General features: G+C 31.2%; 19 protein-coding genes. 8 read left to right on the forward strand and 11 right to left on the reverse strand.

The genetic code is table 11. The features are described 5' to 3' along the window. Nucleotides 1-186: 186 nt before the first annotated feature. Entirely contained in the window at nucleotides 187-1311 is a 1125-nt protein-coding gene (locus N5D90_RS08400; protein WP_280062177.1) for a GNAT family N-acetyltransferase, read from the reverse strand. Between the two features lie 204 nt (nucleotides 1312-1515). Between N5D90_RS08400 and N5D90_RS08405 the strand changes: the two genes are divergently transcribed. Beyond that, complete coding sequence (locus N5D90_RS08405) at nucleotides 1516-2205, forward strand: zinc metallopeptidase (protein WP_280062157.1); 690 nt, start codon at nucleotides 1516-1518, stop codon at nucleotides 2203-2205. 70 nt (nucleotides 2206-2275) lie between these two features. On the opposite strand, the gene N5D90_RS08410 is transcribed toward N5D90_RS08405, so the two are convergent. From N5D90_RS08410 to N5D90_RS08430, 5 genes are all read right to left on the reverse strand, one after another. Continuing rightward, entirely contained in the window at nucleotides 2276-4051 is a 1776-nt protein-coding gene (locus tag N5D90_RS08410) for a long-chain fatty acid--CoA ligase (protein WP_280062158.1), read from the reverse strand. Nucleotides 4052-4172: 121 nt separating this feature from the next. Beyond that, nucleotides 4173-4409 carry a hypothetical protein gene (locus N5D90_RS08415; RefSeq protein ID WP_038336082.1) on the reverse strand — a complete coding sequence of 79 codons (237 nt, stop codon included), beginning with the start codon at nucleotides 4407-4409 and terminating at the stop codon, nucleotides 4173-4175. Nucleotide 4410: 1 nt separating this feature from the next. Continuing rightward, a complete protein-coding gene (locus tag N5D90_RS08420; protein ID WP_280049542.1) occupies nucleotides 4411-5862 on the reverse strand; it encodes an MATE family efflux transporter in 1452 nt (483 codons plus the stop codon). Between the two features lie 149 nt (nucleotides 5863-6011). Further along, complete coding sequence (locus N5D90_RS08425; RefSeq protein ID WP_280062159.1) at nucleotides 6012-8171, reverse strand: carbohydrate-binding domain-containing protein; 2160 nt, start codon at nucleotides 8169-8171, stop codon at nucleotides 6012-6014. Then, nucleotides 8168-8656, reverse strand: coding sequence for a T9SS type A sorting domain-containing protein (locus tag N5D90_RS08430; RefSeq protein ID WP_280062160.1), 489 nt, complete (start codon nucleotides 8654-8656; stop codon nucleotides 8168-8170). Before N5D90_RS08430 ends, N5D90_RS08425 begins: the two co-directional genes overlap by 4 nt. Nucleotides 8657-8847: 191 nt before the next feature. Between N5D90_RS08430 and N5D90_RS08435 the strand changes: the two genes are divergently transcribed. The 3 genes from N5D90_RS08435 (at nucleotide 8848) to N5D90_RS08445 (ending at nucleotide 11039) form a co-directional block, all read left to right on the forward strand. Beyond that, complete coding sequence (locus N5D90_RS08435) at nucleotides 8848-9813, forward strand: nitronate monooxygenase family protein (protein ID WP_038336079.1); 966 nt, start codon at nucleotides 8848-8850, stop codon at nucleotides 9811-9813. A gap of 8 nt (nucleotides 9814-9821) precedes the next feature. Further along, the gene (locus N5D90_RS08440) at nucleotides 9822-10691 is read left to right on the forward strand and encodes an acyl-CoA thioesterase II (RefSeq protein WP_280062161.1); all 870 of its coding nucleotides are present in this window, start codon (nucleotides 9822-9824) and stop codon (nucleotides 10689-10691) included. 84 nt (nucleotides 10692-10775) lie between these two features. Further along, nucleotides 10776-11039: a hypothetical protein gene (locus N5D90_RS08445; RefSeq protein WP_280062162.1), complete on the forward strand. Its 264-nt coding sequence runs from the start codon at nucleotides 10776-10778 to the stop codon at nucleotides 11037-11039. Here the strand turns inward: N5D90_RS08445 and N5D90_RS08450 are convergent. The 4 genes from N5D90_RS08450 to N5D90_RS08465 all read right to left on the reverse strand — a co-directional run bounded on the left by N5D90_RS08450 (nucleotide 11033) and on the right by N5D90_RS08465 (nucleotide 17059). Next, nucleotides 11033-12619, reverse strand: a complete 1587-nt coding sequence (locus N5D90_RS08450; protein WP_280062163.1) for a hypothetical protein — start codon at nucleotides 12617-12619, stop codon at nucleotides 11033-11035. The genes N5D90_RS08445 and N5D90_RS08450 overlap by 7 nt on opposite strands. Before the next feature lie 492 nt (nucleotides 12620-13111). After that, entirely contained in the window at nucleotides 13112-14674 is a 1563-nt protein-coding gene (locus tag N5D90_RS08455) for a hypothetical protein (protein ID WP_280062164.1), read from the reverse strand. Nucleotides 14675-14678: 4 nt separating this feature from the next. Beyond that, entirely contained in the window at nucleotides 14679-15725 is a 1047-nt protein-coding gene (locus tag N5D90_RS08460; protein WP_219034486.1) for an HlyD family secretion protein, read from the reverse strand. Between the two features lie 2 nt (nucleotides 15726-15727). Then, nucleotides 15728-17059 (reverse strand): TolC family protein, encoded by a 1332-nt coding sequence (locus N5D90_RS08465; protein ID WP_257468115.1) that lies wholly within the window; start codon nucleotides 17057-17059, stop codon nucleotides 15728-15730. A 161-nt stretch (nucleotides 17060-17220) separates the two neighbouring features. Between N5D90_RS08465 and N5D90_RS08470 the strand changes: the two genes are divergently transcribed. The 3 genes from N5D90_RS08470 to N5D90_RS08480 all read left to right on the forward strand — a co-directional run bounded on the left by N5D90_RS08470 (nucleotide 17221) and on the right by N5D90_RS08480 (nucleotide 19212). Next, a complete protein-coding gene (locus N5D90_RS08470) occupies nucleotides 17221-18033 on the forward strand; it encodes an AraC family transcriptional regulator (protein WP_280062165.1) in 813 nt (270 codons plus the stop codon). Between the two features lie 15 nt (nucleotides 18034-18048). Then, a complete protein-coding gene (locus N5D90_RS08475; protein WP_280062166.1) occupies nucleotides 18049-18576 on the forward strand; it encodes an NAD(P)H-dependent oxidoreductase in 528 nt (175 codons plus the stop codon). 90 nt (nucleotides 18577-18666) lie between these two features. Next, on the forward strand, nucleotides 18667-19212 hold the full coding sequence (locus tag N5D90_RS08480) for an NAD(P)H-dependent oxidoreductase (protein WP_280062167.1): 546 nt from the start codon (nucleotides 18667-18669) through the stop codon (nucleotides 19210-19212). A 61-nt stretch (nucleotides 19213-19273) separates the two neighbouring features. Here the strand turns inward: N5D90_RS08480 and N5D90_RS08485 are convergent, their stop codons facing one another. After that, nucleotides 19274-19690 carry an OsmC family protein gene (locus N5D90_RS08485; protein WP_038336062.1) on the reverse strand — a complete coding sequence of 139 codons (417 nt, stop codon included), beginning with the start codon at nucleotides 19688-19690 and terminating at the stop codon, nucleotides 19274-19276. Nucleotides 19691-19809: 119 nt separating this feature from the next. Between N5D90_RS08485 and N5D90_RS08490 the strand changes: the two genes are divergently transcribed. Further along, entirely contained in the window at nucleotides 19810-20187 is a 378-nt protein-coding gene (locus N5D90_RS08490; RefSeq protein ID WP_180904698.1) for a VOC family protein, read from the forward strand. Nucleotides 20188-20191: the final 4 nt, after the last annotated feature.

The raw sequence follows: 20191 nt of genomic DNA on the forward strand, positions 1-20191 counted from the left end.
TTTTGATTATCAAGTAAATAAAACCGTCAATTCGAGTGAAATTCGTTTAGAATTTTGTATCGAGAATAAGGTTTTAGAAGATATAATTCATCTTACTTCTCGATACAATTTTTAGAAATAATCTTTCTAAAAATCACTCGAATTGACAAATTTTAATTCAAAATATATAACATTATTATTTATATTTTACTGAATTGATTTCTTGAAAGTTTTACGACGTTTGTGGTTTACAGGATCATAAGCTTTCCACAAAACTTGAATACTTTCGTTGTCCGCTAGTTCAGGATTTGTTTCCAAAAATTTGATCCCGTTGTTTCTAAACGTATCAAACATTGCATTAAAAATCAATGCTGTAACACCTTTTCCTTGAAATTTCGGATCAATTCCAATCAAATAAAATTGAGCAGAATCATTATTTTTACTTGCTCTCATCAAATGCCACCAACCAAAAGGAAAAATTTTACCTTTCGCTTTTTGCATCGCTTTCGAGTAAGAAGGCATCGTAATAGCAAACGAAACCATTTTTCCGTCTTCATCAACAATACAGTTTACAAAATCTGGATTAATAAACGGAATATATTTCTTTTTGTAATATTCAATTTGATAATCCGCAATTGGTACATAAGTAGCCAATTCGCTGTAAGTTTTATCTAACAAATCGAACATCTCGTCAACATACGGAATAATCTCTGAAGTTTTTGTAAACTTCAATTCTCGTAATTTGTAACGTTCTCGAATAATTTTATTGAATTTGATAACTTTTTCTGGTAATTCTGTTGGTGCAGGCAATTCATATTCCACCCACTCATTCGCCGTTTCAAAACCTAACGATTCTAAGTGTTGCGCATAGTACGGAAAATTATATAAACCAACCATTGTAGCCAATTTATCAAATCCAAAAGTTAGCAAACCTGCCTTTTCCAAATTCGAAAAACCAACTGGGCCTTCTATATATTCTAATTGATTTTCTTTACCTATTTCCGCTACTTTTGCTAAAAGTGCTTTTGTGACGTCGATATCATCAATCATATCAAACCAACCGAAACGCATTTTACGTTTTTGTTGATTATTGACTTCTTGCCAATTGATAATTGCCGCAACACGCCCCACAATCTTCCCTTCTTTTTCGGCAAGAAAATAACGCGCTTCTGCATCTTTAAAAACAGGATTTTTAGAAACATCTAGTGTTTCCTTCTCCTCATTAATAAAGGGCGGAACGTAATATTGATTATCCTTATACAAATTCATCGGAAACTTAATAAATGCTTCCAAATCATGTTTTGATTGTACTTCTTTTATGCGAATACTCATAGCTGGCAAAGGTAATAAGTTTTGTAATTTCAATTCAAAAATTTTTGAGCAAAATGTCAGCTTTTGTTTATTTTTTATATGATTTAATACAGAACTCTGCCAAAAAACCAACTTTTCTGCTATTTTTGTCTCTATTCACTTATTGGAATACTTTTTGAATTTTGAATGAATATTAAAATTGATTAAAAAATAAAATAGAAATAGATGACAGGTTATTACATTATTATTGGACTGTTTATGTTGATTAGTTGGTTTGTTAGCAACCGACTTCAAAGTAAATTTAAGTATTATTCGAAAGTACATTTGGCAAATGGAATGTCAGGAAAAGAGATTGCAGAAAAAATGCTTTCTGACAATAACATTCACGATGTACGTGTTATCTCTACTCCTGGACAATTGACGGATCATTACAATCCTGCTGATAAAACGGTAAACTTATCAGAAGTTGTTTACCACGAAAGAAATGCAGCAGCAGCGGCTGTTGCAGCGCACGAATGCGGTCATGCAGTACAACATGCGGTTGGTTATAATATGTTGCAATTACGCTCGAAAATGGTTCCGATGGTAAACGTTGCATCGCGCTTAAATCAATGGATTTTGATGTTAGGATTAGTCGTGATGGCTTCATCTAAAAATGCAACTTTGCTGTGGATTGGTATTTTCTTATTTGCGGTAACAACTGTTTTTGCTTTTGTTACTTTACCAGTAGAATACGATGCTTCAAACCGTGCATTAGCTTGGTTAAAAGGAAACAACATGGTGATGCCAAACGAATATGAAGGTGCAAAAGATTCATTAAAATGGGCTGCAAGAACTTATGTAGTCGCAGCGATTGGTTCTTTAGCTCAACTACTTTATTTTGTCATGATGGCAATGGGCGGACGACGAGATTAAAACTTGATTATTATAGAATTAAAAAATCCCTTCAAAGCATTTTGAAGGGATTTTTTAATTTCTTTTTTATTTACTTTTTATCGTATAATTTATTGTATAAATCTTGATATTTAGCTAGCACATTTTTACGTTTCAATTTTAATGTTGGCGTTAATAATCCATCATCAATTGTCCATTCATCAGGCGTTAATTCGAACTTTTTGATTTGTTCCCAATGGCCTAAACCTTGATTCATTTTTTCAATTTCACGACCAATAATATCTAAAATTGCTGGTTCTTTAATCAAATCTGCATTCGTTGCAGGTTCAGCAATTCCTTTGATACGTAAATAATCTTTCAACACTTGGAAATTAGGTTGAATAATCGCACAAGGCATCTTCTCTCCTTCTCCAACAACCATTACTTGCTCGATAAAACGAGATTGTTTGAATTTATTTTCGATGATTTGCGGCGCAATATATTTACCTCCAGAAGTTTTGAACATCTCTTTTTTACGATCAGTAATTTTAAGTAAACCTCTTTCAAGAACTCCAATATCACCCGTTTTAAAATAACCATCTGGCGTGAATGCTTCAGCAGTTTTCTCAGGATCTTTGTAGTAACCTTGTGTCACATTAGGACCTTTAACTAAAATCTCTCCGTCTTCTGCAATTTTAACCTCGATTCCTTTTAAAGGAGCACCAACAGTTCCAATTCCGAAACCATCCTTCTTCATACAATTCACCGAAATTACAGGAGATGTTTCCGTCAAACCATAACCTTCTAAAATAGGAATTCCAGCACCCCAGAAAATATGATTCAAACGTGCTGCTAAAGGCGCAGATCCCGAAACCATACATACTAAATTACCACCAACTCCTTCTTTCCATTTACTGAAAACCAAACTTTTCGCAATTGAATGTTTCAAACCAAATAATCCACCTTTTGGATTGTAAGGATCGTAATCTTCAACAAGGCTTAAAGCCCACATAAAAATTTTCGTTTTAAGACCTCCTGCAGAAGCACCTGTATTGTAAATTTTATCGTAAACTTTTTCTACTAATCGTGGTACAACCGTCATTACATGCGGTTTCACCTCTTTCATATTATCTCCTAATTTATCAATGCTTTCTGCATACCAAATTCCTATACTCAAATGTTGATACAAATAAATCAACATACGTTCGAAAACGTGATTAATCGGAAGAAAACTCAATGCAATCGCATGATTTGGAAAATCTGGAATGCGATCAACGGACATTAAAACATCAGAAACGATATTTTCGTGCGTTAATACAACACCTTTCGGACGACCTGTTGTTCCAGAAGTATAAATCAAAGTCGCCATATCAGATGGTTTTATCATCTCTTTGATACTATCCACTTCATGTTGCGTTGAATTATCTTCACCCAAATCTAAAATTTCTTTATAATTTGGAACTCCAGCAATTTCATCAAAACTATAAATACCAACCAATGTTGACACTTTATCTTTTACGGCTGCAACCGTATCATATAAACCTTTATCAGAAACAATGATAAATTTACATTCAGCATTGTTTAAGATATAATCAAAATCGTCTTCGGAAAGTGTTGGATATAATGGAACGGAAATCGCTCCAACTTGCTGAATACCGATATCACAGATGTTCCATTCGGTACGATTAGTTGAAGTGACTATTGCAATTTTATCTTGTGGCTTGATTCCTAATTGTAATAATCCTCGACTAAATGCATTTGCTTTGGCAACGTATTCTTGCGTAGATGTTTTCACCCAAGTTCCGTTCACCTTAGACACCAATGCATCTTCTCGAGGATTATTTTCTAATTGATTTTGTGGAAAATCAAATAATCTTTTTATTTCCATGGTTTTGAATAATTTTCTTAGTTGCAAAATACTAATAAAAAAATTATAATGCAAGCATATAAAATTATTTTAGTGTAAATCTTACACCAATAAAAACATGGAAATTTTATTAATTTAAGACTTATTCTTCGTCATCTAACAAAGACATTTCTTGATCATAAAAATCTAAAGCGTCTTCGATTAAATTAGCAATTTCAGTATTAAATTCTTCGTTATCTTCTTCTTCAGAAATATCTTCAAACCACTCGATATCGTCAGTTTCTACGTCTAATAAAAAACGAGGATAATCTGTATGTAAAATAAAGATTTTGTCTGGCATTGTAGAGTTATCAGCCAATAAAAATTTTGGTAATTCCATTTTATATGTTTTTTAATTTATCTTCTAAAATTATTTCTGTATTAGGATTTTCCCTAATCATTTTCTTCGTTTGACGATTGTAACGAATCATCAAAAACACTGCCGAAGCTGTTAATCCAGTTCCTAAACCAATCCACATTCCAAACGCACGCATTTCGAAAACAATTGCTAATACTACACCAATCGGAATTGCGATTAACCAATATGATATAAACGTTAGAATAGAAGGAATTTTAACATCGGTCATTCCTCTCAAAGCACCTAATAATACCAATTGAACGCCATCTGACATTTGGAAAAGCGAGGCAATAATTAATAATGATGCAGCTAAATTGATAACGTCTGGATTGTCTAAATAAATTGTTGGTAATTGATAACGGAAAATAATGAATAAAATTCCGCACAAAATCATAAATGATAATACCATTAAAATACAAGACCAACCTGCTTCTCGTAAGGTTTTGTAATCTTTTAAACCTAATTGATTTCCGATACGAACCGTTGCTGCAACTCCAATTCCTGTACACATCATAAAAGTTGTGGAAGCTAAATTTATCGCAATTTGATGCGCTGCTAAATTTACTTTAGCTAATTCTTGATCTGCAATAGAATTTGTAAATGTATAACCGCAAACAAAGGCTGCCAAAGAGAATGCACTCATTTCGAAGAAAGAAGTTAACGCGGTTGGAATTCCAATTCCAGCAATTTTTCTGAAAATAGCTTTCTGAAAATTACTTGCCTTAAATTGAACTTCTTGTAATACAGATTTCGTTTTCTTAAAATTAAATAAAACAAGAATTAAGAAAATCATCATTACCAAACGCGCAACGAATGTTCCCCAAGCTGCACCAGCGACTTCTAAACGTGGGAATCCCCAGTTTCCATAAATCCAACCATAATTTAACGTAATATTAATCACGTTACTCAATACAGTTGCAATTGTAACAGGAATCGTTAAAGATAAACCTTCTGATAATTGACGAAACGTTTGAAAAATCATCAACGGTATCATCGAAAATGTCATAATCGTAAGATATGGAATACATTTTTCTACTACATCAGCGGGTTGTCCCATGTAGAACATCAGCGGTTTTAGGAATGTAATCAATAAGAATAAACCGATTGATAACGTAATATTTAAGACCAAACTGTGCGAAAAATAATTTGCAGCCATTTTTTTATCACCTTTCGAATCTTCTGCTGCAATCAATGGTGACAACGCAAAACTAAATCCGAAAGCAAATACTAAAACTGCAAAAAACAATGAATTTCCTAAAGAAGCTGCTGCTAGAGCTGTTTTACCCAAAACCTCATCTTCTATATTATCATATTTTCCACCTAAACCACCAACCATAATGTTATCAATAATGTTGACAGAAATTTGCCCCATTTGAGTAATCATTACAGGAAATGCTAATTTGATATTACGCCTTAAATGCTCTTTTAATTCCAATTTATTCTCTATTTACAATTGCAAAGATACAGCAAAGGTTTTGCTTCTACATTTAGAAATTGTGATGTAATTTAAAATTAATCAATAAAAAAAGATCAAAATAAAATTTTGATCTTTTTTCTATATCAGTATATTTCATTTAAATCGTTTTACAACGAAACAGTTGTCAACATAGTACTAACCGTAAATGATTTTGTTGTGCTTCCTTCAGTCACTGTTCCTCCCACAATATACCCACTTGGAGATTCTGTTCCTCCAGAAACTGAAGCCCCTTTACTAATTGTGTAACTTCCGTTTATAATCAAAGGATCTGTGATTAAAATAGTAACTGAATTACCATTTCCATTAGAAGAAAAAGCAGGAATTCTATATGTTAAGATTCGTGTTCCAGTAGAACTTTTTAGATTAATGATTGTTGATGTATTATTGGTAAAAGTTGTTGTGATTTTTATTGACCGTTGCGTACTTACATTCGTTGTAGGATTACTCGTTGCTCCACCCGTACCTATTATTGTACCTCCAGTTATTTTGAATGTATTATTATCACAATCAAAACCTTCTTCTGGTGATCTGGCTCCGTTTGAAACTGTAAACCCTCCATTTATAGTAAGCGTTCCATTACTATCAATCCCATCATTTCCTCTTGCTTTCACCCATGTATTTCCTCCATTAATTATTATAGCAGTAGCTGCATTAATTGCATCATCATAGGTTTCAATATTAATTATTCCATCATTAATTGTAAGAATTGCTTTACTTTCCAAACCTTCTCCTCCGTCTGCATTTTGTGTTCCTTTTATTGTTATCGTTCCACTATTAACAGTTAAATTACCATCTGCTTTTACAGCTTTAGGATTTGCGTAATCTGCATTATTACCAGATCCTGATACAAGAAATCTTTCTCCAGATGTTGTAATATTTAGATTTAACAAAGAATTATCTTTATTTAGCTCTCCTATTGTAATATTACCATCAGCCGAAATCCCTTTTCCTCCATTACCAGAACTTGTAGTTGTAATATTTCCTCCGTTAAGATAAATATTAGTATCAGCTGTTATAGCAGTAGAAGCATAAGAATCTTTTATTCCGCTTTCATTTACATAAACGGCACCAGTCGCAGCAGTTTTAATATTTATTGTACCTCCATTAATAATAATTTCTCCATCAGCAGAAATTCCTTTTCCTCCTTGAGAAGCAGAGGTTAACGTAAAATCATACGTTCCTGAATTAATTGTAATATTTTTGTCCGACTTTAATACTGTTCCATACGATGGATCATATCCACTTCCAATTGCTTCAAGAATTACTTTACTACTTATAGATGCTGTAATATTTGCATCTGATATATTAATATTTTGATTCGATTTTATACCTTTTGAAGCAGCACCTGAAATTGTTAAAACAATTGTACCTCCTGAAATATCAACATCTGCTGCACCATTTTTTATTGCTTTTACATCATCTGAAGTCGAAACAATATCAATATTTCCATTAGAAATAGTTATTTTCCCATCGCCTGCATCAATTCCGTCGCTTAAAGAATTTACTTTCAGATTTCCATTAATCATTGTAAAACCTTCTGAATGTAATCCATCGCTAACAGCAGTTTCAACAACAATATTTCCATTATTTACAGTAATCAAAGAACTCGAATTTATTCCATGCTTTTTATATCCTTTGATTGTTAAATTTCCTGTATTTTCAAAAATAAGCGCTCCATTACTTGTCACTACACCAGAATTACTTCCACTAGTTCCATCTATTAAAGTATTTTTAGAATTTTGTTTTACATCAATAGTTGTTGTTTTCTTTCCACTAATCGAGACTGCGGCTCCGTTTGGATTTGTTAAATTCAAATTATTAAATACTAATTTTGAAGACAAATCAGTATTAAGCGAAAAAGAACCATTTGATGATGTTCCGATTAAATTATAAACCAAGTTTGTAATTCCTGCAGTAGAAGTTGCCGAAACTATTCCTCCATTTACAGAAATCACAACGCCTTTATCATTATACGGATTAATAATTGTTGCGTTTTCTAATCCATTATAAATCACAAAAATTTCTCTTTCATTTATAGGATTAGTATCAAAGGAAATACTATCAATAAATGATTTCTGAATTTCAAAAGTTGACACAATTGAAGATTCTTTAATATTAACAAATTGATTCGTTAACTTGATACTATCAACTTTAGTAATTTCGGATTTGTAGATTGTGTTTCCTGCATAATGAACATTAATATTATGCTGAGCTTTTACTCCAAATGGAATCAAAGCAAGAATAAAAATCAGTAAAAAACTTCTCATTTCTTTATTAATTTTAAAGTTGAACCATTCACTTTTACAAAATAAATCCCAGGTAATAAATTTGATACATTTATTTCTTCATCTTTTTTGTAGACTTTAGATAAGACTAATTGTCCCGCTGAATTATAAATATTTAACGTAGATTTTGCTTCTTTAGAAGAAATTTTAAAATAATTAGTTGCAGGATTTGGATAAATGATGATTTGTTCTCTATTCTGCTTAATATCTTCTACTGCTAGAGAATTTTTAAACGTAATCTTAGAAATAATTGAAACTGGAATATTAATTTCAGTACTTTCAAGTGATGTTTTAATGATTAAATTATCATTTGAAAAAAATAATTTTCCAGAATCTTCAACAGCATATTGTTGCTGGGTTCCTGTATAGTAATTGATAACTATATTTGTTTGTGCGAGAGCATTATAACTTACAAACAAAAAAATCGCAAACAAGAACCTAATTAGAAATTTGTTATTTAGTTTCATATATAGTGTTTTGTCAAAACTAAAATTTCAATTATTCATTTCTAAATTTAATCGGTAAACCGTTAAAATTTGTCGGTAAATATTTTCTATAAAAGAACGTTAAATTCATTTTTTCTATTAAAAACTTCTAGATTTTCATTCTAAATTATCCTTATATTGCATCCTATACCACATCAAAAAAAAATTTTAGTATGACCCTACAAGAATTTAAAAATAGTTTAGATTTACCTTTAATCACTTCTCCTATGTTTCTTGTTTCTCGAACTGAATTAGTTGTAGAAGCTTGTAAAAATGGTGTTTGCGGAACTTTTCCTTCTTTGAATGGAAGAACTTCCGAAGATTTCGAACAAATGTTAATTGATATCACTTCTCAATTAAAACAATTTGAAGAAGAAACAGGTAAAAAAGCGGCTCCATTTGGAGTGAATTTAATCGTTAACAAAACAAACCCTCGTCTCGAAGGTGATTTAGCTTTATGTGCAAAATATAAAGTACCGCTTATTATTACGTCACTTGGTGCTGTAAAACAAGTTGTAGATGCAGTTCACAGTTATGGAGGTTTGGTTTTTCATGATGTGATCAAAAAACGTCATGCAGAAAAAGCTGCCGAAGCTGGTGTAGATGGAATTATTGCTGTAGCTTCTGGTGCTGGTGGACATGCTGGTACGGCTAATCCTTTTGCTTTGATTGATGACATTCGTACTTTTTATGATGGTTGTTTAATTTTAGCAGGAGCGATGAACAACGGAAATGATATCTTAGCAGCAGAAAATATGGGTGCTGATTTTGCATACATCGGAACTCGTTTTATTGCGACAAAAGAAGCGTCTGCGGATCAAGATTATAAAACAATGTTAGTCGATTCTACTTTCGAAGATGTGATTTATACAGATGGAATTTCTGGTGTAAATGCAAATTTCTTGAAACCAAGTATTATTCATTCTGGAATTGATTTAGACGAAAAGAAAGAAGAAGATTTTTCGAAATTAATTGGAGGCGATGGACATAAAGCATGGAAAGACATTTGGTCTGCTGGACACGGAGTTTCTGGAATTCATGATATTATTTCTACCGAAGAATTAATCAATCGAATGAAAAATGAATATAAATGTGCATTAGAACAAAATGTGCAGAAATTAAATAATTTGAAATTTTAAACTTAATAATGAAAACTACTCAAGAACTCATCGAATTAATTTCTCTCAAAAAACTAGAAGAAAATTTATTCGAAGGGAAAAGTTCTTTTATGGGAAGTCCAAATGTTTTTGGAGGACAAGTTGTAAGCCAAGCTTTGCATGCGGCGTATCAAACTGTTCCTGCAGATCGTTTTTGTCATTCCCTTCACTCCTACTTTATTTTACCTGGACATTTAGAAAAACCTATCTATTTTGAAGTAGCAAATCTTCGTGATGGAGGAAGTTTTAGTACGCGTGTTGTTACAGCAAAGCAAGATAGTGTGCCTATTTTTGTAATGGCTTGTTCTTTTCAGTTGAAGCAAGAAGGTTACGAACACCAAGAGGAAATGCCTGTTGTAACGCTTCCAGAAGAATTAATGAGTTGGAATGATGTAGCAGAACAATTTGGTTCGGTTTTACCAAAATCAATTATGCGATTTGTGTTAGCAGAGCGTCCATTAGATTTTAAACCTGTTGAATTTGTCAATCCTTTTGAGAAAAAAGATTATCCAAATTTCAGTAATGTTTGGTTAACTTTTAATGATGTTCCAAAGGATTTACCTTTACCGATTATTCAGCAATTAATTGCGTATAGCTCTGATTACAATTTGTTATCAACAGCAATAAAACCACATGCTTCTAAAGCTCATTTTGGAAATACACAAATGGCGAGTTTAGATCATTCGATTTGGTTTCACAGAGAGCCAAATTTACATGATTGGATATTAGTTAATGTAGAATCTCCAAGTGCAAATGACACAAGAGGTTTTACACGAGGAAATTTATTCAATCGTTCTGGTGAACTAATTTGTAGCGTTGCGCAAGAAGGTTTAATCAGACCAATCATCAAAGATAAATAACGCAAAAAGCTAACCAATTGGTTAGCTTTTTTGTTTGAATCTATTTTTTAATTTGATTTTACTATCTTTAATAAAACAATTAAAATGAACAAAGAAAAATCTTTGAGCGAATTATCATTAGAAGAATTAAATGAAAAAAGAAAAAAAGTTAACAAACTAAATCTTAGCATTCAAATCCCATTATTACTTATAGCAGTCATTCTATTAATTCTGAAAATGACAAACAAATATGATATCAATGTAACATTCGTTATTTTATTATCATGTTCTGTAACTTTTATTCCTCTTATAACAGGTTTAGCGAAAATAAATGCAGAAATCAATACCAGAAAAAAAGCAAATCAATAAGTTTCTTTTCTCTTTTTCCTAAGATGTAAAACGTTTTTGATTGGATTATAAATCATAATAAAAACCATCATTACAATTCCGAAATAAAATAAAGTTCTAAAAATTTGAATATCTGCAATCAACAAAGCTTGGTTATACAATTGAGATTTTAGATTAGTTGCTGTCAAGCTGATAGATTCATTTACTAAATGAGTTGTATCGTGTTTATTGAATAAATTATTCCATTGTTCTTGAAAAATCGTATTGGTAATATCTAGTTTTTTCGTCATCAAAAATTGATGTTTAGTCGTCAAGAAAAGAATTGCATTTTGCATAATCGAAAAACTAATTGTCGACGACCAATAACGCATTGCGACTGCTGCTTGCATGGTATTCATAGAAAAATTAGCATGAACAGAGCATACCATATATTGCAAAATTGGTGCAAACAACATTCCTTGTCCCATTCCTTCCATCAACAATGGCGGAATAACTGCATTCGGATGAGTATCTGGAACCAAAATGTAACTAAACCACAACATAGCAGACGTTAAACAGAAAAATCCTCCAAGAAATACATATTTATATTGCGTTTGAAATTGTGTAATAATGTAATAAGCAAACAATGCTCCGATATAAATTCCGGCGCAATTATAATATTGTATTTGTAAAACAAACTCCCAATGCCATTTCCAAACAACATTCATCACTTGATAAATGTTACTCATGCTCGATTTGAAAATATAAAATGTAAAAAACAACAACATCCCTACAATAACTCTTTCGGAACGAAGAATCTCGAAATGGAAAATCGGTTTTTTAGACGTTAATTGCTGCAAAATAAATAAACCCGAAAAAATAAGCATTGCAGCAAATGCAATAACGATATAAAGCGATTCGAACCAATAATATCTTTTACCATAAATCAATAAAAAAGCTCCTGCTATTAATGACATCATCATCAAAAAATAACCAGCTAAATTCAACTGATACAAAGGTTTTTTAGGATATAATCTACCATGACTAAAAAGAAACACATAAATCAACAATGACAAAACATGAAAAAAGATAACAGTATAAACCACCATATTGAAATTATAATTTTCAATGGCAAATTTTACAATAGAGGTTGTGTATTTATCAGCCGTCATCATAAATCCATACAAAAACGTATTTCCTAATAATCGTCCATATTCACCTTTTATACGCGACATAATTAGCGGAACTATAATACAACCTTCGAGATAAGATGTTGTTCCTTGTATCACACGAAGCAAATAAATCAATTGCGTATTTGTTGTCAATGAAATCAGTAACATTAATACAATATTGATAATCGTCATAAACAATAAATAGGAACGAATATTAAAGAACTGAAAAAGCCGTTCGTTAATAAAAAGCCCACATACAATTGTTGCGTAAGCCAAAGAAAAAATGAATTGTAAATCGTCTACATCAACATCTAGAAATGAAGCTGTAAACGTACTATTCATATTGAAAAGTGAGAGAATCATCACATGTGGAATCAACGCGGCAATGAGAATTGGAAGCACCAATTTTTCTGGTATCCATTTCTTGAAAATGGGATGTTGATTGTGCATTGAGTTATTTATTCAATTTTACAATCAAGTTCAAAACATTCATTCGAAAGTTTGTCTAATTAAAAATATTTTATTGATTTCGTGATTATCTTACCTAAAAAGTAAAAAAAGGAAGCTGCCTGAGAAAAGTCAAAAGGCTAAAATGTGATTCTGAATAATAAATCGTTAAAATACGATGATTCATTTTTATAAAACTATAACAAATTTAAAATCAATAAAATACAATTAATATTTTCTATAACATTAATCATTTTTCGTTTGATTTATTTTGATGGCAAAAGTAAGTGCTGTCTCAGAAAAACAAGTTGATTATTTGAGAATATAATTTGTTCATTTACGCCATTTTTAAATTTAAAAAACTTTAAAACATCTCCTTTTTACGGGATAATTTAGATAAAACATTCATTTTTAAAAATTTGTCATAAAAAAACGTACTTGATTCTATTAAATCAAATACGTCAATTAAATTAAAAGTAATATATAAAAATTATTTTAACGATGTAAAAGTCTATTTTTTATCGGTTGATAAAGAATGACAAAAATTGCAGCAATAATTCCCACAACAAACAATGTTCGGAAAATCTCAATATTACTAACCAACAAAGCTTGGTTGTACAATTTTGCTTTTAAAGCTGCAGCAGTAATACTTTCTGCTTCGTTTGGAAGATGATTCGCAATATTTTTATTGAACAAATTATTCCATTGTTGTTGGAAAATAGGACTCGTTTTATCTAAATTTTTGGTCATCAAAAATTGATGTTTAGTCGTCAAATATAAAATTGCATTTTGCATTAACGAAAAACCAATTGTTGTAGTCCAAAAACGAATCGCCGTACCTGCTTGTGCCGCACTACCAGTAATAGAAGGATGTACAGAACCTGTAATATACAACACTAATGGCGTAAAAGTAACACCTTGCGCAATTCCTTCTAACATCAATGTTGGCGCTATTGCCTCGACTTTTGTGTCTGGATAAAACAAATAACTAAACCACAACATGCTCATGGCTAAAAGTACAAATCCAAGAAAAAATATTTTTCTGAAATCAACTTTATTCTTAACCATAAAAAATGAAAATACAACACCAATGATAGAACCTGCCACATTAAAATATTGAATCTGCAACACATATTCCCATTGCCATTTCCAAACTGTCGACATAACTTGGTAAATATTGCTCATCCCAGCACGCAGAGTATAGAAAACAAAAAACATTAATATTCCTAAAATGACACGTTCTGATTTGAAAATCTCAAAATGGAACAAAGGTCGTTTGGCTGTTTTTTGATGCAATAAAAATAAACCACTAAAAACGAGTGTTGATGCAAATGCTATGATAATAATTGGCGATTCGAACCAATAATATTTTTTTCCGTAAATCAAGAAAAATGCACCAGAAATTAGGGAAATAATCATCAAAAAAATTCCTCCTAAATTTAATTGATACAATGGTTTTTTAGGAAACATTCTGTTGTGATTAAAGAAAAATACATAAATAATTAATGCAACAACATGAAAACTCATAATCGTATACACCATCATATTGTGGTTATAATTCTCAATCGCAAACTTCACAATAGAAGTCGTGAATTTATCTCCTGTTAACATTACGCCGTACAAAAACGAATAAGCAATCAATTTTGAATGTTCACTTTTAATATTCGACATAATGATTGGTAACAAAATACAACCTTCGAAAAGCGATAAAGGTCCTTGAATGAAACGCAGAATCAAAATCAATTCTGTATTTGTCGTCAATGTCATTCCAAACAATACCAAAATGTTGAGCATGGTCATTGTTAGCAAATAACTTCTGATATTGAAAAAGTGAAAAAATCGAACGTGAATAAATAAGCCACAAACAATAGTGGCATACGCCATCGAAAAAAGGAACTGCAAATCATCGACCTCCAAATCCAAAAATGATGCTGTAAACGTACTATTCATGTTGAATATCGTCAAAATCATCAAGTGAGGAAATAGCGCAAGGATAAAAATTGGCACAACCAATTTTTGCGGAACCCATTTATTGAATATTGAATTTTGTTGTGACATTTATTTAATTTACTTTTTCTGCGGAAACATTTACATTCATTCCGGTACGTAATTTTTCGTTATTTTTAGACTCTTTCAGAATTATTTTTACAGGAAAACGTTGTTCAATTTTCACGAAGTTCCCTGTTGCATTATCAGGTTTTATCAAAGCAAACTCAGACCCAGAAGCTGGCGAAAGTGATTCAATTTTTCCTTCAAACTCAATGTTTTTGTAAGCATCAGCTTTTATAATAACAGGTTGATCCAAATCGATTTCTCCAATTTGCGTTTCTTTAAAATTCGCAACAATCCATTTCTCTTTCGAAACCACTTGTACTAAGGCTTGTCCTTCTTTTATTAACTGACCTTCTTGAATATTTTTTGTTCCAACCCAACCATCATAAGGCGCCACAACATAGGTATATGAGAGAGTAAGTTTGGCATCATTCAATTGGGCTTTTCGTTGTAAAATTTGAGTTTTTGCAGGCGCAACTTTTGTTTGTTCAGCAGACGCACTAACATTTACTGCATTACGTTGTTGTTCCAAAGCACTCAAACTTGCTTTTGCTTGTTTATATTTTGCTTCAACTTCTTCAAATTGTTGCACAGTTGCAGCATCTTCTTGTACTAAATTTTTGAAACGATTATAATCTTTTTCCGTTCTCCAAACCTCTATTTTAGCAGCTTCTATATTTGCATTAACAATATTAACATCACTTGATTTTGTATCTACCGCTTTTTCGTAGGTTAAAACAGATTGCGAAGTCGATTCTAAATTTGCTTCGGCAATATCAATCTGATTCTGAAACTCTCTATTGTCAATCACAACAAGCGTATCACCTTTGTGCACAAATTGATTTTCTTCAAAATTTACTTTTTTGATAAAACCAGAAACTTTACTCGAAACTGGTGTAATATATTGTCGCACTTGCGCGTCATTTGTATTGACATGTGAACTCGAAAAGAAATAAAACCAAGCCACTGCAGTGATTCCTATGATAATAAAAATCCAAGCAATCGCCGAAAGCGTTCTATTCATTCGTTTTTCTCCTTTTGTCTGTTGTTTTCCCATTTTTATAAGTTTCCTAAAACGTATTGTAATTGATAGTATTTTAATTGTTTATTGATTTGCAATGAAATCAAATTCGATTGAGCCTCTAAATAAGCGTTATCCGCATCAATAAGTTCTGTAATCAAACTCAATTTGTTGACATATTTTGTTCGAACAATTCGATAATTTTCTTTGGCTTGACCAATTGCTTCTTCGGCAATTTTTATTTTATCGATCGATTCTTCTAATCGTTTATTCGCTGCAAAAACATCATGTCGAATTTGCTCTTCCTTCTCTTCTATTTCTAATTTTGCAATTGAAATGTTACGATCTGCGATTTGCATTTTTTGTTTATTCTTGAAAAAATTACTCAACGGAATCGAAACATTTACCCCAACAGAACCAAATCTGTACAAATATTCTTCTGGAGGAAAAAACATAAAGTTTGGATAATTATATCCATATTCCGCACCAGCAGTTATTTTTGGTAATGTATTGGCTTTGGTAATTTTCTTATCAATTTCTTTCAAATTCAAATCATCTTTCGCAATTTTCAAACTTTCACTTTGATCCATTGCTTCCAAAATCATTTCATCAACCAATCCCAAATGTTCTTCATTTGTAAACAAATCATTGGTATCAATATGCATTTCTTGATTTTCTGGTAAAGCCAAAATTGTTTTGATTTGATGTTCGATAATCGAAATTTCATTTGCCAATTCCGTAAAAGACATTTTATGATTTGACAACTGCAGTTCAGTTCTCAAAACTTCGTTATACGTTACCAAACCATTTTTTTTCAAGGATTCTGTTTGCTTTATCACAACCGAATCTTCTCTCATTTTATCCGAAATCAACTTTTGTTGCTCTTGTAAATGCAACGCTTGTAAATAAGCTGTGATAACTTGCATTCTCAATTCTCGCTCATCTTTTCGAACTTGTAGTTTCGAAATATTAGTTTCTATTTCAGATTTTTTCTCTTCATTTTTTAATTTTCCTCCCAAATAAATTGGAATTTCAGCCGAAAGTGTAAAATCATATTTCACACGAGGAACAGCATATTTTGTAGAAGGTTTTAGAACACCGTCTTCGAATTGGCGTAAATTACTCAAAACATTAAAACCAGTGTGAAAGTCTACATCTGGTAATTTTTCGTTTTTAAGATCTTTCTCTTTTAATTCAGCAATATTAGTTTTTAAAGCGCTAATTTGTAATTTTTTATTATTTTGAAGTCCAATTTCAATTGCTTTGCTTAATTTCAGTTGGTTATAGTCTATTTCATTTTGAGCATAACTCAACCCACTCAGCATTAACAACAATGTAAGCAACTGATATTTAACGAATTTAAATATCATTTTGTATTATTTATAAGTCTGTTATTGATTTTTAGTGATGCAAAGTTACATTGAAAACATGTTTACCCTCTTGATAAAAAAAGAAAATAATTTGCTCATTTACGCCAAAATAAAGTAATTTGCAAAAGCAAAATATTTCACTTTATAAAAGTATAAAAACAATGTTGTTTGATCAGTTTTTTTTTAATGAAGTTGACAAATCTAAAGTCCATTTTTACATACAACATGCACATTTAGATACGATAGGAACGCGCGTACATGAGCACAAAAAAGCACAATTATTATATGCAGAAGGCGGAATTGTACACGTTTTTGTAAACGACAAACATTGGTATTTGCCTGCGCGATGTTTTATGTGGATTCCTGCAAATACGCCACATTCTATCTTAACGAATAGTAAAACAGGCGATTTGTATAATTTTTATTTTAAGACCGAAAAAGAAGAAAACGATTTTTATTCGATTACAAATATTTATTACACGAATGAGTTATTAAGGGAAATGATTTTGTATACCAAAAATTGGAGTGGATCAATTTCAGAAAAAGATCCTGCAAAATATGACTTTGTAAAAGCCATACGATCTATTTTACCCGAAATGGAATCGAATAAATTACCCGCTTTCATCCAACATCCATTTCCAAAAGATCAGAAATTGATTGATATTGCTCAATTTCTGATGAAAAATATCGAAAAAAACTATACAATAGATGAAGTTGCACAACAATTTGGTTTGAGCACACGAACATTATCCCGAAAATTTAAAGATAATATGGGAATGAATTATGTTCGATTTCTACGTGCGTTACGTATCACAAAATCATTGGAATTAATTGCCGAAAACAAATATAATATGTACGAAATTGCGATGTTGGTTGGGTATAATTCGTTGTCATCTTTCAGTAATATTTTTCAGAAAGTTTCGGGAATTCGACCAACAGAATACGCGCAATTATTACACACAAAAAAACAATAACTTAAGATAAAAACTATGATTATTAAAGCTTTTGCTGGTAGTAACAGCTCTACTTCTATCAACAAACAATTGGTAACTTATGCCACTTCCTTTTTAGATGAATTTGAAATTGAAATTTTAGATTTAAACAATTATAATATTCCAACTTTTGACATCGATATTGAAAAAACAGAAGGCTTTTCTAATGAAATAAAACGTTTTTATCAAACTTTGATTGATACAGATGTTTTATTGATTTCTTTGGCGGAACACAATGCAAATGTAACCGCGGTTTTCAAAAGTTATATGGATTGGTGTTCTCGCATCAATCATAAATTTTTGGAAGGAAAGAAAATATTTGTCATGAGTACTTCTCCAGGCGGTTATGGTGCTAAAAATGCGTTAGAAAGTGGATCTAAATTATTGGTGAAATTAGGCGGAGAATTAATCGAAAATTATTCATTACCAAAGTTTAATGATAATTTCCAGAACGGAAAAATTATAAATGAAGAATTTGATGCTGAATTATTCGCTAAAATAAATGAGTTTAGAAAAAAAATATAAGTTTTTATCTTTTCCTAACATAGGTCAATAAAATTTATCGTTGCTTGCAATAACTTTGCTTCATCAAAAATAAAATTACTCAATTAGAATATGAAAATTTTAGCTTTCGCTGGTAGTAACAGCAAAAAATCAATCAATAAAGAATTATTAAATTATACTTTAAATCAAATCGAAAATGCAGAAATCGATTTAGTTGACATCAATGATTTCGAGATGCCTATTTACTCTATTGACCGTCAATTAGAAAATGGATTTCCACAAGAAGCACAAGATTTCTACAACAAAATCAAAGATGCAGAAGGTGTTGTAATTTCTTTGGCAGAGCATAATGGAAACTTTTCTGTCGCGTTAAAAAACATTTTGGATTGGGTTTCTCGTATTGAAATGCCATATTTGAAAGATAAAAAAGTATTGTTATTAAGTACATCTCCAGGTGCTTACGGAGGTGGAAATGTAATGGAAGTTGCGACAAAATATTTTGGAATGTTTGCAAGTGGAGAAATTGTAGCAAGCACGACTTTCCCATCTTTCAACGATAATTTCCAAAATAGTGAAATTGTAAATGAAGAATTAAAAAATAAAGTATTATCGCAAATTAATATCTTTCAAGAAGCTTTAACTACTGTTGAAGCTTAATTGAAAATGTATGTATTGAAAAAAGGTCTTTCGAACGAAAGACCTTTTTTTTGTTATCAATTTAATTCACATTTATCTCGTAGGTGATATCAATCCCGCCATTTGCAAGCATATCATGTACACTACAATACTTCTTAACCGCTAATTCAGCAGCTTTATTTGCTTTATCTAAATCAATATTTCCTTTTAAGAAAAATTTGATGTGAATATTCGTGAAAATATTTGGAATTTCATCTCTACGTTGGCCTTCAACTTCAACTTTAATATCTTCAATTTCTTGGCGTTGTTTCTTCAAAATCTCATTCAAATCAAAAACACTACAACTTCCCAAAGCAATCAAAACTAACTCCATCGGGCGAACTCCTTTTCCTTCTCCTCCAATCGATTCTGGTCCATCAATATTTACTTTTACCGAAGAACTTGGCGCTGTCGCTTCATAATGAGAAGCCTGATTTACTCTATTTAATTCAATTTTCATCTTATTTATTTTAAAGTATAAAAATAATCATTCTCGAAAGATTTATTCTAATATTTGATTGAATAATGATTTTCTGAATAAATTTTCACTAAATTTAAATTATAGAAAATTTACCACAGATGAATAGCATTGTATATTTTGAAATTCAAGCAAATGATCCACAGAAATGCATGACATTTTATGAAAATGTTTTCGGATGGAGTTTTTTAAAACAAGAAGGTTTACCACTCGAATATTATCGTATCAATACATCTGGAATGGAGGGAGGAATGTTTAAGCGCCCTGCCGAAACACCTCCTCTAAATTGTGGTACAAATGCTTTTACATGTACCATGGAAGTAGAAAATTTTGATAAAACTGCTCAAAAAATCCTGGAAAACGGAGGAATAATAGCTATGCCAAAATTTGCAATTCCTGGAATGTGTTGGCAAGGTTATTTTTTGGATACAGATAACAATGTTTTTGGAATTTTTGAAGTTGATAGGCACGCGAAATAAAACT

The sequence above is a fragment of the Empedobacter sp. GD03797 genome, assembly GCF_029842105.1.
GTDB classification, from domain to species: domain Bacteria; phylum Bacteroidota; class Bacteroidia; order Flavobacteriales; family Weeksellaceae; genus Empedobacter; species Empedobacter falsenii_C.

Bases quoted from the DNA above. Each gene is read 5' to 3' on its own strand.
- N5D90_RS08405 (WP_280062157.1), top strand. From the start codon at position 1,516: ATGACAGGTTATTACATTATTATTGGACTGTTTATGTTGATTAGTTGG.
- N5D90_RS08460 (WP_219034486.1), bottom strand. From the start codon at position 15,725: ATGGGAAAACAACAGACAAAAGGAGAAAAACGAATGAATAGAACGCTT.
- N5D90_RS08415 (WP_038336082.1), bottom strand. From the start codon at position 4,409: ATGGAATTACCAAAATTTTTATTGGCTGATAACTCTACAATGCCAGAC.
- N5D90_RS08425 (WP_280062159.1), bottom strand. From the start codon at position 8,171: ATGAGAAGTTTTTTACTGATTTTTATTCTTGCTTTGATTCCATTTGGA.
- N5D90_RS08400 (WP_280062177.1), bottom strand. From the start codon at position 1,311: ATGAGTATTCGCATAAAAGAAGTACAATCAAAACATGATTTGGAAGCA.
- N5D90_RS08440 (WP_280062161.1), top strand. From the start codon at position 9,822: ATGAAAACTACTCAAGAACTCATCGAATTAATTTCTCTCAAAAAACTA.
- N5D90_RS08445 (WP_280062162.1), top strand. From the start codon at position 10,776: ATGAACAAAGAAAAATCTTTGAGCGAATTATCATTAGAAGAATTAAAT.
- N5D90_RS08455 (WP_280062164.1), bottom strand. From the start codon at position 14,674: ATGTCACAACAAAATTCAATATTCAATAAATGGGTTCCGCAAAAATTG.
- N5D90_RS08470 (WP_280062165.1), top strand. From the start codon at position 17,221: ATGTTGTTTGATCAGTTTTTTTTTAATGAAGTTGACAAATCTAAAGTC.
- N5D90_RS08450 (WP_280062163.1), bottom strand. From the start codon at position 12,619: ATGCACAATCAACATCCCATTTTCAAGAAATGGATACCAGAAAAATTG.
- N5D90_RS08465 (WP_257468115.1), bottom strand. From the start codon at position 17,059: ATGATATTTAAATTCGTTAAATATCAGTTGCTTACATTGTTGTTAATG.
- N5D90_RS08485 (WP_038336062.1), bottom strand. From the start codon at position 19,690: ATGAAAATTGAATTAAATAGAGTAAATCAGGCTTCTCATTATGAAGCG.
- N5D90_RS08480 (WP_280062167.1), top strand. From the start codon at position 18,667: ATGAAAATTTTAGCTTTCGCTGGTAGTAACAGCAAAAAATCAATCAAT.
- N5D90_RS08430 (WP_280062160.1), bottom strand. From the start codon at position 8,656: ATGAAACTAAATAACAAATTTCTAATTAGGTTCTTGTTTGCGATTTTT.
- N5D90_RS08435 (WP_038336079.1), top strand. From the start codon at position 8,848: ATGACCCTACAAGAATTTAAAAATAGTTTAGATTTACCTTTAATCACT.
- N5D90_RS08490 (WP_180904698.1), top strand. From the start codon at position 19,810: ATGAATAGCATTGTATATTTTGAAATTCAAGCAAATGATCCACAGAAA.
- N5D90_RS08410 (WP_280062158.1), bottom strand. From the start codon at position 4,051: ATGGAAATAAAAAGATTATTTGATTTTCCACAAAATCAATTAGAAAAT.
- N5D90_RS08475 (WP_280062166.1), top strand. From the start codon at position 18,049: ATGATTATTAAAGCTTTTGCTGGTAGTAACAGCTCTACTTCTATCAAC.